Raw genomic sequence first — 13,321 nt, forward strand, 5'->3', positions numbered from 1 at the left:
GAGCTGCAGCGCATCCAGGGCCGCTACGCGCTGGTGACGATGTGCATCGGCGGCGGCCAGGGCATCGCGGCCATCTTCGAGCGCTGCTGACGCATTGAGGGACGTCCCCGCGCCGGGACGCTCCCATGAAGCACAAGGGGCCCGGAAGGGCCCCTTTGCTTTGGGTCAGCCCCAGCGCGTGGAGCTGCTGACGGAGATGCGCCCGTCGTCGTCGTCCGGCGGTGCGCCGAACTGTTCCTTGGGCTTGGTGAGCACGTTCTCGATGAGCTCGCCCCACGGCCCGTCGGTGGGCAGGGTTTCCAGCTCCTTCTCGCGCTGCACCACCAGCTCCTCGAACTGCTTGGCCGCCACGGCGGGCACGCGGTCGGCCGCGCGGCTTTGCCCGGGCTGGTGGCCGAAATGCGTCGAGATGCGCTGCAGCACCGACTTGTAGAGCTGCGACACGCGCGAGGGCGTGACCTTGAGCGAAGCCGCCAGTTCCACCGGCGACATGCCCACGCCCAGGTAGGAGTCGATGACCTGGCGGTCGCGCTCGGGCAGCTGCGCGAAGAACTTCTCCAGGTGCCGCATCACGATGCTGGTGTCCACCCGGGCCTCCACCTCTTCCTTCTCGGTGGCGGGGTGGAACTCGTAGTGGTGCTCCTCGTACTCCGAATCCGGCCCGCTGCTGCTGCGCATGCGCCCGGCCTGGTCCAGCATCTCCAGCGCGGAGATCTCCTCCACGCTCAGGCCGCACACCTTGCTCAACTGCGCCAGCGTGGGCTCGCCGCCGTTGGTGGCGCGCCAGCGCTCGCGCGCGATCTGGATGATCTTGACCTTGCGCCGCTGGCCGCGGCCCAGGTGGTCCATCTGGCGCAGCTCGTCGAGCATCGCGCCCTTGACCCGCATGCGCGCATAGCGCACGAAGGCTTCCTTGGCCTCTTCGGTGTCGCGGTCCCCCTCCCACTCGAAGCTCATCGCCGCCTGCGCCACGGCGATGAGGCCGACCTGGATCAGGTCGGCTTTCTCGACGTTGGCCGGCAGGTGACGTACCAGGGCCTGGGCCTGCTTGCGCACCCAGGACTCGTTGCGGGCGATCAGCGCCGACGGCACGCCATGCATAGGGAGAACCATGAGCCGATTCTAGGCCCCGCATCCTCTTGGAAGGCGGTGATGTGTCATGAGGAACGTCAGGAGTTGGCCGGATCGAGCCACCGTTCTAGCGTGGCGTACAGCAGCGACGGGTTGACGGGCTTGGAGATGTAGTCGTTCATGCCCGCGGCCATGCAGGCGGCGCGGTCCTCGGCGAAAGCGTTGGCCGTCATGGCCAGGATCGGCAAGCGCTCCCCTTCGGGCAGCGCGCGGATGGCGCGCGCGGCCTCGACCCCGTCCATCACCGGCATCTGCATGTCCATCAGCACCAGCGCGTAGTGCGGCCGCTCGCGCACCTTCTGCAGCGCCTGCGCGCCGTCCTCCGCGTAATCCACCTCGAAGCCCGCGTAGCGCAGCAGCTCCATGGCCAGCTCGCGGTTGACGGGGTTGTCCTCCACCAGCAGCACCGGCGTGCCGCCGAAGCGCGCGCGCAGCGCCGCCGCCGCGCCCGCCACCGGCACGGGCGGCGCGTCGGCCGGCGCGGCCGGGGCCACCGTCGCCGGTGCAGGCACCGGGCGCGGCACGGGCGGCAGCGAGGGCGGCGCCGCCGCGGGGGCCGGCAGCGGCAGATGCACCAGCCGGTCCAGCAGCGTGGAGGCCGTCACCGGCTTCATCAGCACCGCCGAGAAGCCCGCGCGCTGCGCCGCGGGCTCCACCATCTCCGGGTCGTGCGCCGTCACCAGCAGGCTCGGCGGCAGCTCGCCGCCCAGGCGGCGCAGCTGCTGCAGGGTCTGCAGCCCGTCCATGCCCGGCATCTGCCAGTCGATGAGCAGCAGCTCGTAGGGCTGGTGCCGCTGCTGCGCGGCCTGCATGGCCTGCAGCGCCTGCGAGCCCGAGTCCACCTGATCCACGCGCAATCCCATGACGCGCAGCATCTGCTCCATGGCCTCGCGCGCCTCGGGCAAATCGTCCACCAGCAGCGCGCGCCGGCCCTGCAGCCCCGGCGGCAGCAGCGGCGTGGGCACGCCGCGCGCCACGCGCAGCGGCAGCGCAAACCAGAAGCGGCTGCCCTGCCCCGGCACGCTGTCCAGCCCCACCTCGCCGCCCATGAGCCGCACCAGGCGCCGCGTGATGGCCAGCCCCAGCCCCGTGCCGCCGCTTTCGGCCTGATCGAAAGCCTGGAACAGCCGCGCCTGCGGCTCGGGGGCGATGCCGACGCCGGTGTCGCGCACCTCGAAGCGCACCAGCAGCTCCTCGTCCTCGCGGCGCAGCTGCTCCGCGCGCAGCAGCACCATGCCCTGGTGCGTGAACTTCACGGCGTTGCCCAGCAGGTTCACCAGCGCCTGCGACAGCCGCGCGGGGTCGCCGTGCAGCGCATCGGGCAGCCCGGTGCTGTCCACCACCAGCTCCAGGTTCTTCTCCCGCGCGCGCTCGGCCACCAGCGCGCAGCTGCGCGCCAGCAGGTCGTCGAGGCGGAAGTCCGCGCGCTCCAGCTCCACCTTGCCGGCCTCGATCCTGGAGAGGTCCAGCACGCCGTCGATCACGCCCAGCAGGTGCCGCGCGGCGCCCTCCATCCGGGTCAGCGCGTCGGCCTGCGCGGCCGTGAGTTCGTCGCGGCGCAGTTGGTGGATCAGCTCGTTGACGCCGTTGAGCGGGGCGCGGATCTCGTGGCCCATGCTGGCCAGGAACGCGCTCTTGGCCCGGTTGGCCGCCTCGGCCTCGTCAGCGCGCTGCGCCAGCCGCGCCGTCAGCGCCTGGATCTCCACCTCGCGCGCCTTGCGCTCGCGGTTGTCGAACATGGTGGCGCGGGTGCGCAGCAGCCGGCCCTGGGCGTCGAGCTCGCAGGCCACGTCCACCACCACCGGCAGCACGCTGCCGTCCTTGCGCACCAGGTCGTACTCCAGCCCGCGCAGCGTGCCCAGCCGCTCCAGCTGCGCGCGGTACTGGGCGAACAGCGGCCGCTGCGCCGGGGTGATCAGGTCCACCAGGCGCAGCCGGTTGACCAACTCCTCGCGCCGGTAGCCGAGCATGGCCAGCTCGGTGTCGTTGATGGCGACGAAGAGGCCGTCCCCGTCCGTGGAGTGGTAGCCGCAGGGCGCGCGGTTGTAGAGCGTGGCCACCTCCTCGGCCTGCACGCGCAGCGAGAGGTTGGCGTCCGCCAGCTGCCGGGTGCGCTCGGCCACGCGCCGCTCCAGCAGGTCGCGGGATTGGGCCAGCTCGGCGGCCTGGCGGCGCAGCGCCGTCACGTCCTCGAACACGAACAGCAGCTCGCGCTCGCGCTCCTCGGGATGCTGGATCGGCGCCAGGCGCACGACCAGGTCGCGCGGCTCGCCAGCGCGCACGTCCAGCCGCACCTCGCCCGTCCAGGGCTCGCCGGTCTCCAGCGCCACCCACAGCGCCTCGCCGGCCAGGCGCAGGCCGGACTCGCGCAGGCCGCGGCCCAGAAAGGCCTCGGCCGGCTTGCCCGCCAGCGCTGCCCAGGCCGCGTTGGCGTAGCGCACCAGCCCCGCGCCGTCGGTGATGACGACGCCGTTGGGGCTCTGCTCCACCGCCAGCGACAGCCGGCGCAGCCGGACCTGCGTCGCGTGCAGCTCGGTGATGTCGCGCGCGACGCCGAAAAGCCCGATGACATGCCCCGCCCCATCGCGCAGCGGCCCCTTGGTGGACTGGTAGGTGCGGGCGCCGTGCGGGGTGGCGACGTGCTCCAGGCAGGTGGAGACGGCGCCCTCCGCCAGCACGCGCGCGTCGTTGGCGCGCACCTGCGCCGCGTCCTCGGCCGCCAGCAGCGCGCGGTCGTCGCGGCCGATCACCTGGTCGGCTTCATGCCCCAGCGCGCGCGCCACCTCGCGGTTGCACATCAGGTAGCGGCCCTGCAGGTCCTTGGCAAAGATGGCATCGGTGGAGTTCTCGGAGACCGCCTCCAGCAGCGCCAGCGCCTGCAGCCGCTCGTGCTGCGCCGCGGCCAGGCGCCGCGACCCTTCCAGCGTGCGGCGCTGGCGCTGCAGGAACAGCGCCGCCGCGGCGGCGGCCAGCAGTGCCGCGGCCGCCGCGCCGATGCTCGCGCCCAGGCGCTGCGTGGGCGCCAGCGCCTCGGTGCGGTCCATCTTGGCCACCAGCAGCCAGTCCGTGCCGGGCACCACGCGCCAGGCGGCCAGCACGGGCACGCCGCGGTAGTCGTGCAGATCGGGCGCGGACTGCGGCCCGCCGCCGCCCTGCATCGCCCGGCCCAGCACCCAGTCCGCCTGCCGCAGCGGGCGGCGCAGCCGCAGCGGCGCCTGGGCATCGGCATGCAGCGGTGCCAGCGCCTCGGCCTGGTCGCCCACGCGGCGCCACAGCACCGTCTCGGCCGTGTCGCTGGGCACGGGCCATCGCGCCAGCAGCGGGTAGAGCTGGGCATGCGGATCGATCCGGAACACCAGCAGCGCCGGCGCCGGCGAGCCGCTGAAGACCAGCGGCATCACGATGTCCAGGCGCAGCGGCTGCGGCGCGCCTTCGTGCAAGTACAGGCCGCTGTGCTGGACCTCGCCGCTGCCCAGCGCGCGCTCGATGGCCGAGCGCAGCGGCGCCGGCGGCGGCAACGGCCCGGCGCCGTCATCCTGGTGCAGCAGCGCCTGGCCCCGCGGATCCACCACCAGCACGTCGCTCGCGGCGATGACCTCGCGGTAGCTCAGCACCCGCTCGCGGAAGGTGTCCCGGGCCGCCTCGCTGCCTTCCTGCCGCCACTGCAGGAACAGCTCCGCCAGCGGGCGGCTGGTGCCCAGGAAGCGCGCGGCGCGGCGCGTGTCGTCCAGCCAGCTCAGCACCTGGTTGGCGCGCAGCTCGGCCACGGCCTCCAGGCGCGCCGCCTCGCGCGCCTCGTCCTGGCGGTACAGCGCCCACACGCCCAGCAGCGTCAGCGCCAGCGTGAGCACCGCCAGCAGCAGCAGGGGCTTCCACAGGGCCGCGCGGGCGTCGGCATCAGGGGTCGTCTCGACGCTCGTGCGTTCAGCCATGTCTGGGTTTCTCCCGGAGGCGTCCGGGTTTCTTATGAATGCAACCGACTATGCGCGACGGCGCAAGCCAACGACAAGCGCGTTGCCATGCCCCTCTGGCGGCGCGAGCTATAGTGCCGCGCTTTCGCCGCGCGCCCGCCGCGCCCGCCTGACCCGACCGATTCGGCCCCCGAAGCCGCCCGACCCGTGGATTTCGCCCGCCAGCAACGCAACCCTGCACGCCACCTGGCCGGCATCGCCGCCGTGCTGCTGATGCACCTGCTGCTGGGTTACGCGCTGGTCACGGGCCTTGCGCGCAAGGTGGTGGACGTGGTCAAGGCGCCGGTGATGGCCGTGCTGCTGGACGAGCCGAAGCCCGTCCCGCCACCGCCGCCACCACCTCCTCCCCCGCCCCCTCCGCCACCGCGCCCGGCCCCGCCGCCGCCGCGTGCCGCCCCGCCCCGGCCCGCGCCCGCGCCGCCGCCGCCCGCGGTGGTGCCGGTGCCTGAAGTACAGCGCCCCGCGCCGCAGGCGCCGGCCATCACCAGCGTGCCGGTGGCGCCGCCGCCGGCCCCGCCCGCGCCCCCCGCCCCGCCGGCCGAGGCCCCGCCCGCGCCGCCGGCGCCGGTGCAGCGCACGGCGCCCGTCATCAACTTCTCCGGCTGCGCCAAGCCTGAATACAACGCCGCGGCGCGCCGCGCCGAGGCCCAGGGCTCGACGCTGATCAGCTTCCTCATCGACACCGACGGCCACGTGCTGGAGAGCCGCATCGACCGCTCTTCCGGCGGCACGCGCGAGCACAAGATGCTCGACCGGCTGGCGGTGGAGGCGCTGTCGCAGTGCCGCTTCAAGCCCGGCACCGTCAACGGCCAGCCCGAGCGCTCCTGGTCGCGCGTCGAGTACGTGTGGAAGCTGCTGGACTGAGCCCCGCGCCGACGCGCCGATCCGATTCCCCTATCTCCTTCGCACCCGTCTCCCGAACATGCCTTCCAAGAACCGATCCTTCTGGCCCCGGCTGCTGAGCGCGGGACTGCTGGCCGTGTGCCTGCACGCCGGCGCGCAAACGGCGTCGGCCCCGGCGGCCACCGCCGCGCCCGCCACGCCGGGCGCCGTGCAACAGGAGGTGGTGGAGAACCCCTATGGGCTGCAGGCGATGTGGCGCCAGGGCGACGTGGTGGCGCGCGGCACGCTGGTGCTGATGCTCTTGATGTCCATGGGCAGCTGGTACGTCATCTTCACCAAGCTCGCCGAGCAGCACCGGCTGATGAAGAGCGCCGAGGCCGCGGGGCGCAGCTTCTGGAACGCCGACAGCGTGCACGCCGGCACGCAGACGCTGCAGGACGGCAGCGCCTTCCGCTTCATCGCCGAGGCGGGCCTGAAGGCCAGCGAGCACCACGAGGGCAAGCTCACCGAGCAGATCGACCGCCACACCTGGATCTCCATGTCGATCCAGCGCGCCATCGACAACGTCGCCAGCCGGCTGCAGGACGGGCTGGCCTTCCTGGCCACCGTCGGTTCCACCGCGCCCTTCGTGGGCCTGTTCGGCACTGTCTGGGGCATCTACAACGCGCTCACCGCCATCGGCATCAGCGGCCAGGCCAGCATCGACAAGGTGGCCGGCCCGGTGGGCGAGGCGCTGATCATGACCGCCATCGGCCTCGCGGTCGCCGTGCCCGCGGTCATGGGCTACAACTGGCTGATCCGGCGCAACAAGGCGGCCATGGAGCGGGTGCGCGGCTTCGGCAGCGACCTGCACAGCGTGCTGCTGGCCGGCAAGCGCTGACCGCTACGGAGCGCGGCCATGGCCATGGGCGTGGCGCCGCAGGACGGCGGCGACGAGGACGCGGTGATCGCCAGCATCAACACCACGCCGCTGGTGGACGTGATGCTGGTGCTCCTGATCATCTTTCTGATCACGGTGCCGGTGGTGACGGCCAGCATCAAGCTGGAGCTGCCCAAGGAGCGCAACCAGCCCACGCAGACCAAGCCCGAGAACATCGTGCTGGCGGTGGACCGCGACGGCGCCCTGTACTGGGGCCTGGAGCCGCTGGACGTCAACGCGCTGCAGGCGCGGCTGCGCGCCGTGGCGGCGCAGGACCCGCAGCCCGAGGTGCACATCCGCGGCGACATGGCCGCGCGCTACGAGGCCGTGGGCCGGCTGGTGGCGGTGTGCCAGAAGGTGGGCATCCGCAAGGTCGGCTTCATCACCGAGCCCACGCCGACGGGCGGGCGCTGAGACCGGCCCCTAAAGGAGACGCCGATGGCGATGCAGTTTCGCGACGACGGTGACGGCGACGGCCTGATGGCCGAGATCAACACCACGCCGCTGATCGACGTGATGCTGGTCCTGCTGATCATGTTCATCGTCACGATCCCGATCCAGACCCACGCGGTGAAGATGGAGCTGCCGGTGGCCGCCCCATCGGCGCCGCCCACGCCGCCGACCATCGTGCGCATCGACGTGGACGCCGCCGGCAGCGTGAGCTGGAACGGCGAAGTGCTGGACCACGCGGCGCTGGAGGCGCGGCTGGGCGCCGCGGCGGCGCAGACGCCGCAGCCCGAGCTGCACCTGCGCGCCGACCGCGCCGTGCCCTACGCAGCGGTGGCCGGCGTACTGGCCGCGGCGCAGCGCCAGCGCGCCACGCGCATCGCGCTGGTGGGCAACGAGCAGTTCCTGCCCTGAGGCGCCGCGCGCACGACCCCGAACACCCGACGAGACGTATTCCATGAGCCTGCCCTCCTACATCCAGCCCATCGGCGACGGCGTGTACGCCATCGACACCGGATTCCAGCGCGAGGGTTTCGATGCCGCCTGGCTGCTGGTGCAGGACGGCCGCGCCGCCTTCGTCGACACCGGCACCAATTTCGCGGTGCCGCGGCTGCTGGGCGCGCTGGACGCGCTGGGGGTGGCGCGCGAGGCGGTGGAGATGGTGATCCCGACGCACGTGCACCTGGACCATGCGGGCGGCGTGGGACTGCTGATGCAGGAATTGCCTGCGGCCACGCTGTGGGCGCACCCGCGCGGCGCGCGCCACCTGATCGACCCGCGCGTGCTGTACCAGGGCGCGCTGGCCGTCTACGGGCAGGAGGAGATGGACCGCTCCTACGGCCGCCTGGTGCCGGTGGACGCCGCGCGCGTGAAGACCACCGAAGAAGGCATGTCGCTGAAGCTGGCCGGCCGCGCGCTGCGCGTGCTGGACACGCCGGGCCACGCGCGCCACCACCACTGCCTGTGGGACGAAGCCAGCCGCGGCGTGTTCACCGGCGACACCTTCGGGCTGAGCTACCGGGAATTCGACGTGGCTGGAAAGGCCTGGGTGTTTCCCACCTCCACGCCGGTGCAGTTCGAGCCGGGGCCGCTGCGCGACTCGGTGAACCGCATCGCGGCGCTGCAGCCCGAAAAGCTCTACCTCACCCACTTCGCCGCCGTGCGGGAGGTGCCGCGGCTGCAATCGCTCTTCCTGGAACTGCTGGACGGGATGGTGGCGCTGGCGCACCAGGTGCCGGCGGGGGCCGGGCGGCATGAGGCGCTCAAGGCCGGCCTCTTCGACCTCTACCTGGGCAGCCTGCGGGCGCATGGGTGCGCGCTTTCAGACGCGCAAATCCATCAGTTGCTGGAAATGGATCTGGAATTGAATGCGCAGGGAATTGAGGTTTGGCTCGACAAGGAAGCCAAGTCGGTGGGCTGAAAACCAGCGCTCAGCCTTTGCCTTGGTCGTGGCCGGGCGCCTCAATATTGCACCAATATGGTGACACGCCGGTTGGCGGCCAAGGATTCAGGATCGGTTCCCAAGGCAGCGGGGACGTTGTCGGAGCGTCCCATCGCGATGAGCCTCGAAGGCTCTATGCCATGGTCAACAAAATACCGCACAACGGCCCCTGCCCGTGCAGAAGAAAGTTCCCAATTCGATTCGAATCGGCCGTTTGAAATAGGCACGCTGTCTGTATGCCCTTCGACCAGAATATTGCCGGGAGAAAACCGGCCCAGGGCTGCGGTGATGTTCTTCAAGACAGGAACCGCTTGGGGCAACAGGCGCGAATCTCCGGAAGTGAACAGCATCCGGGCGTTGATCTCTATTTCCACGCCCTTTGCACTTTCAGACAACTTGATTTCGCCACCATCCCGCAGCGCGCGCAAATGCGCCATGAGATCCGCTGCCTTCTCTCTCGGTGATGGGCCAGGGGCAATCTTTTGAGTTTCTGATGCCACCTGGCCGCTGTCGCGGTTACGCAACTCGCTCAACACCGCGCCTTTGGCCTTCACCAACTGCAGCGCGTACAGCATCATGAACAGCACCATCACCAAGGTGATGAAATCTGCATAAGACACCAGCCAGCGCTCCGAATTGGACTCTTCCTGATCCTTCTCGCGTTGGGACCGGAGCCGGCGTCGATCGAAGATAGTGCTGTAGGACGACGCCGCCTCAGGCCCTGCCAAGGGCGCCTGCGCAGGCACCCTTTTTGGCGGGGCCGCCTGGGCCGAAGACACCGGCGATGTTTGACTATTGTCTGACACGGTATTTTGCGAGAAAGGCAAATGATCTACAGGGGCATCCCACGCGCCAATGCACAGGCACTTGCTCAGGTCAGCACTTCGTTGGCCCGCTGCCTTATGTCTCCAAGGAGACGAGTTTCTATGGTCTTCGGCGACTCCTTGCGGGATATGGCCATGATCCCATCAAGATACAGCCTTCGATACAGGATCTCATTGTCGATCTGCGCCTTGACTTTTCCGTAGAGCGGCAGGTAGACGAGATTGGCAAAACCGACACCGTACAACGTGGCGACAAATGCCACTGCAATACCCTTGCCCAGTTCCGTCGGCTCGGCGATATGGCTGGTAACTTGAATAAGACCTAGCACCGCACCGACGATGCCGAACGTCGGCGAATAACCGCCCGCTTGCGACCATATTTTCGCAGCGGCCATCTGGTTGCGTTCATAGGCTTCGAGCTCCCTGTTCAGGGCGTCGTCAATGACGACGCTGGGGACTCCATTGGCCAGCAACTGTATTCCCCGGGCTGCAAACCCGCTGATGCCCTTCGTATTGATGGACTCCAGCCCCAGCAACCCTTCCATTTTGGCCTTGCGGCCCCATTCGAGGAGCCGGGTCAGATCTTTCTGATCCACCGGCTTGGGAGTGGAGAATGCCCAGCGAAGCTGCTTCAACCCGTCGAGGAAACGTGTCCAGGTATTCTGGATCATCACGGCTCCTATGGTGCCTCCCACCACGATCAGGAAAGCCTGTGCTTGAAACAGAACGGCCATTTGGCCGCCTTCCAAAGCAAAGCCCAGCCCAATTGCAGCCAGGGCAACAAGGGCTCCGGCAAGCGTCAAAAAATCCATGGCCTTGTGACCCCGCTGTTCAGATTGATCTTGCGTTCAGCAATTGAAGGCTTGCATCAGTTCGATGCGGTACTACCGTCATCCATCCCAAACCCTGCCGGCGTACCGACCGGGCGGCGCAAGGCCTTCACCGTTTCAAGCAGGGACTGCTCGATGTGCTCTATCTCTTCCGCATCGCCGCCTGCGCCTTCTTGCATCAGCGTTTCGATCTCTTCCCGCTTTGCCTTGGCCATGCAGGAAAACAATCTATCGCGCACGGCGCGGTCCGTGATGTGCTGGAACAGCCTGGCCAAGTCGAAATCATCGAAGCTGCTCAATGCCTCGAAAAGAATTCTCTTGTCGACCGTGATCAAATCGTCAACCGAGTACATCTCATGATTGGACTGCCGCTTTGAAAAGTAGGTTTTTCCCTTTTCAGCAATGACCCGCAGCACTTCGGAGCGCCGAAAAGCAAATATCTCGTCAGCGATTTCCCCGTGAGCCAGCTTTCTGAGCAGCAGGTCTCGACTCACGCCGGTCAGCGCTTCGAGATCAACGATCTCTATCATCTCCTGCTCGGCGTGGAGTTTGTCTTCCAAATTGTGCTTGGTCAGCTCCTCTGCCCTTAGCACAATATTCGCCATATTGAAAGACAATGTTTGCGCCCCGTTCAGCACCTCATTCAGGGCTGCCTCATGATAGGCACCGCTCAAGGTGACAAGGTTGAGCATGGCCATGCGCTTGAGAGTGGCCACCACATGGTGACGAGTATGACCAGTAATGTCTCGGCATTTCCGTACCACCTCGGCAACTTGAAGTGTGGTTACTGCTTCCCGGTAATCGCTGGACTGCCTGACTCGAGCGTCAGACGTTGCCATCAACGTGAGAATATGGGCATAGCTGAGGATGTCCGGACGTGCCTGCATATTCTCGTGAGTAGCAAGCAGCTCGTCCTTTTTCGTACCGGACAGGATCAGAGAGCGCAGCATATGCTTCAAGATTGCCGGAGCGCTGTCTATCATGTCCTGGAGGTAAGACGGCTCAACAATTTGCAGTTCGCAATAGCTCAATGCCTTGGCGGTGCAGTGGCGGGGACCGGATGACACGAGGGAGCTTTCACCGAAAAACTGCCCTTTGCCCAAGGTCGCCAGCACAATTCTTGCGTCCCCACGGCTGACCGACATTTCGACTGTCCCGTCCTTGATCACGTACATGGCAGGGACGCCGACATAGCCTTCCGAAAAAATAACTTCTCCAGGCGACACAGTTTTCAAGCGCACCGAAACTTGTTTCACCATTAAACCCCTACGAAACTCCAGAAAGCCAGCGGACAAGATGGCAGTGCCAAGATGCTTATAAGTGACGGCATCATCAGTCTGGTCACAACCACACGACGTGCGTATCGGCACATTTGCCGACAAGTTGAGGCAGGTTAAGGGTAATGCATAGCACCCGCAGCGCCACGAAATTAATTTCGGCATTAATTCACGACTTTAATTTTTCCGCGCAGCATGAGTGGCATGAGGACTGCGGCAGAGGGGCCGCCGCCAGCTGATTTCCAGCTCAATAAAAGGCGGGAATCACGCGACCCTGCAGCGACCGCGCCCGTGCGCAGGCCGCAGGCCTTTGGCCGAAACCCTTCCCCGGCAGCGCCTAGACTGGCTTTCCGATCCATCACGGGAGGCGGTTCACATGGCAGACATCGGCTTTGGACTGGATGAACGGGTGTTCGTGGTCACGGGCGCGGCGCAGGGCATCGGCGCGGCCTGCGCGCGGCGGTTGGCGGGGGACGGGGCGCGCGTGGCGCTGTGGGACCTGCACGACGAGGCCGGCAGTGCCCTGGCGGCGGAGCTGGGCAGCGAGGACGCCCGGGCGCTCTACCAGCGCTGCGACGTGTCCAGTGCCTCCGAGGTGCAGGCCGCCATGGCGGCAACGCTCACCTTCTTCGGGCGCGTGGACGGGCTGGTGAACAACGCCGGCATCTTCCGCGCCGCGGAGTTCCTGGACATCACGGAGGCGGACTGGGACGCCGTCATCGGCGTCAACCTCAAGGGCGCCTTCCTGGTCGGACAAGCGGTGGCGCGCGAGCTGGTGCGCCAGGGCACGGGCGGGGCGATCGTGAACATGAGCTCGGTCAACGGGCGCACCGCCATCCCGACCATCGCCAGCTACAACGCCAGCAAGGGCGGCATCGACCAGCTCACGCGCGCCATGGCGCTGGGGCTGGTGAAGCAGCGCATCCGCGTCAACGCGGTGGCGCCGGGCACCATCGCCACCGAGCTGGCGCGCCAGGCGGTGCTGACCAGCGAGGAGGCCAAGGCGCGCATCCTGAGCCGCACGCCCATGGGCCGCCTGGGCGAGCCCGACGAGGTGGCGGACACGGTGGCGTACCTGCTGAGCGACGCGGCCAGCTACGTCACCGGCGAGATCGTCGTGGTGGACGGCGGGCGCATGGCGCTGAACTACACGATGCCCGCCTGAGGACCGGGGGCGGGAGCCGGCTGGCACACTCGCCCGCTCCCTTGGCAACACCAGAGCAGGACTCTCCGATGCGATTCCTTCACACCATGCTGCGCGTGGGCAACCTGCAGCGCTCCATCGACTTCTACACGCAGGTGCTGGGCATGGAGCTGCTGCGCACCACGAAGCGGCCCGAGCAGCAGTACGACCTGGCCTTCGTCGGCTACGGCGGCGGCAACCCGGGGCAGGCCGAGATCGAGCTGACCTACAACTACGGCGTCGAGAAATACGAGCTGGGCAGCGCCTACGGCCACATCGCCATCGGCGTGGAAGACGTGGCCGCCACCTGCGCCGCGGTGCGCGAGAAGGCTGCCGCGCTGGGCGGCGCCATCACGCGCGAGCCTGGCCCGGTCAAGGGCGGCAACACCGTCATCGCCTTCATCACGGACCCGGACGGCTACAAGGTCGAGCTGATCCAGCGGGGGACCTGAAGA

The 13,321-nt window shown here is 68.3% G+C and carries 12 protein-coding genes; 7 read left to right on the forward strand and 5 right to left on the reverse strand.

Annotation, left to right across the window (positions count from 1 at the left end; genetic code table 11):
* Positions 1-165: 165 nt before the first annotated feature.
* Together H537_RS0119165 and H537_RS49510 are read right to left on the reverse strand one after the other, a co-directional pair.
* Positions 166-1,113 (reverse strand): sigma-70 family RNA polymerase sigma factor, encoded by a 948-nt coding sequence (locus H537_RS0119165; protein ID WP_028999105.1) that lies wholly within the window; start codon positions 1,111-1,113, stop codon positions 166-168.
* A gap of 56 nt (positions 1,114-1,169) precedes the next feature.
* Positions 1,170-5,063 (reverse strand): PAS domain-containing hybrid sensor histidine kinase/response regulator, encoded by a 3,894-nt coding sequence (locus H537_RS49510; RefSeq protein ID WP_051242992.1) that lies wholly within the window; start codon positions 5,061-5,063, stop codon positions 1,170-1,172.
* Positions 5,064-5,249: 186 nt separating this feature from the next.
* On the opposite strand from H537_RS49510, the gene H537_RS0119175 reads away from it, so the two are divergent.
* From H537_RS0119175 to H537_RS0119195, 5 genes are read left to right on the forward strand one after another with little or no spacing between them, the layout of a single operon-like run.
* Positions 5,250-5,966 carry an energy transducer TonB gene (locus H537_RS0119175; RefSeq protein WP_028999106.1) on the forward strand — a complete coding sequence of 239 codons (717 nt, stop codon included), beginning with the start codon at positions 5,250-5,252 and terminating at the stop codon, positions 5,964-5,966.
* A gap of 58 nt (positions 5,967-6,024) precedes the next feature.
* Positions 6,025-6,825: a MotA/TolQ/ExbB proton channel family protein gene (locus H537_RS44280; protein WP_084150823.1), complete on the forward strand. Its 801-nt coding sequence runs from the start codon at positions 6,025-6,027 to the stop codon at positions 6,823-6,825.
* 18 nt (positions 6,826-6,843) lie between these two features.
* A complete protein-coding gene (locus H537_RS0119185; RefSeq protein WP_028999107.1) occupies positions 6,844-7,278 on the forward strand; it encodes an ExbD/TolR family protein in 435 nt (144 codons plus the stop codon).
* Positions 7,279-7,302: 24 nt separating this feature from the next.
* Positions 7,303-7,725: an ExbD/TolR family protein gene (locus H537_RS0119190; RefSeq protein WP_051242994.1), complete on the forward strand. Its 423-nt coding sequence runs from the start codon at positions 7,303-7,305 to the stop codon at positions 7,723-7,725.
* 43 nt (positions 7,726-7,768) lie between these two features.
* The gene (locus H537_RS0119195; RefSeq protein WP_051242997.1) at positions 7,769-8,731 is read left to right on the forward strand and encodes an MBL fold metallo-hydrolase; all 963 of its coding nucleotides are present in this window, start codon (positions 7,769-7,771) and stop codon (positions 8,729-8,731) included.
* A gap of 41 nt (positions 8,732-8,772) precedes the next feature.
* On the opposite strand, the gene H537_RS51400 is transcribed toward H537_RS0119195, so the two are convergent.
* Genes H537_RS51400 through H537_RS44285 form a run of 3 tightly spaced genes read right to left on the reverse strand, consistent with a single transcriptional unit; the run spans position 8,773 to position 11,662 of the window.
* Positions 8,773-9,579: an OmpA/MotB family protein gene (locus H537_RS51400; protein ID WP_441293980.1), complete on the reverse strand. Its 807-nt coding sequence runs from the start codon at positions 9,577-9,579 to the stop codon at positions 8,773-8,775.
* A 44-nt stretch (positions 9,580-9,623) separates the two neighbouring features.
* Positions 9,624-10,388, reverse strand: a complete 765-nt coding sequence (locus tag H537_RS0119200) for a flagellar motor protein (RefSeq protein ID WP_028999110.1) — start codon at positions 10,386-10,388, stop codon at positions 9,624-9,626.
* 56 nt (positions 10,389-10,444) lie between these two features.
* Complete coding sequence (locus H537_RS44285; protein ID WP_169517053.1) at positions 10,445-11,662, reverse strand: cyclic nucleotide-binding domain-containing protein; 1,218 nt, start codon at positions 11,660-11,662, stop codon at positions 10,445-10,447.
* A 397-nt stretch (positions 11,663-12,059) separates the two neighbouring features.
* On the opposite strand from H537_RS44285, the gene H537_RS0119210 reads away from it, so the two are divergent.
* On the forward strand, positions 12,060-12,848 hold the full coding sequence (locus H537_RS0119210) for an SDR family NAD(P)-dependent oxidoreductase (RefSeq protein WP_028999111.1): 789 nt from the start codon (positions 12,060-12,062) through the stop codon (positions 12,846-12,848).
* A 68-nt stretch (positions 12,849-12,916) separates the two neighbouring features.
* Complete coding sequence (gene gloA, locus H537_RS0119215) at positions 12,917-13,318, forward strand: lactoylglutathione lyase (protein WP_028999112.1); 402 nt, start codon at positions 12,917-12,919, stop codon at positions 13,316-13,318.
* Positions 13,319-13,321: the final 3 nt, after the last annotated feature.

Source organism: Azohydromonas australica DSM 1124, from assembly GCF_000430725.1.
GTDB lineage: Bacteria > Pseudomonadota > Gammaproteobacteria > Burkholderiales > Burkholderiaceae_C > Azohydromonas > Azohydromonas australica.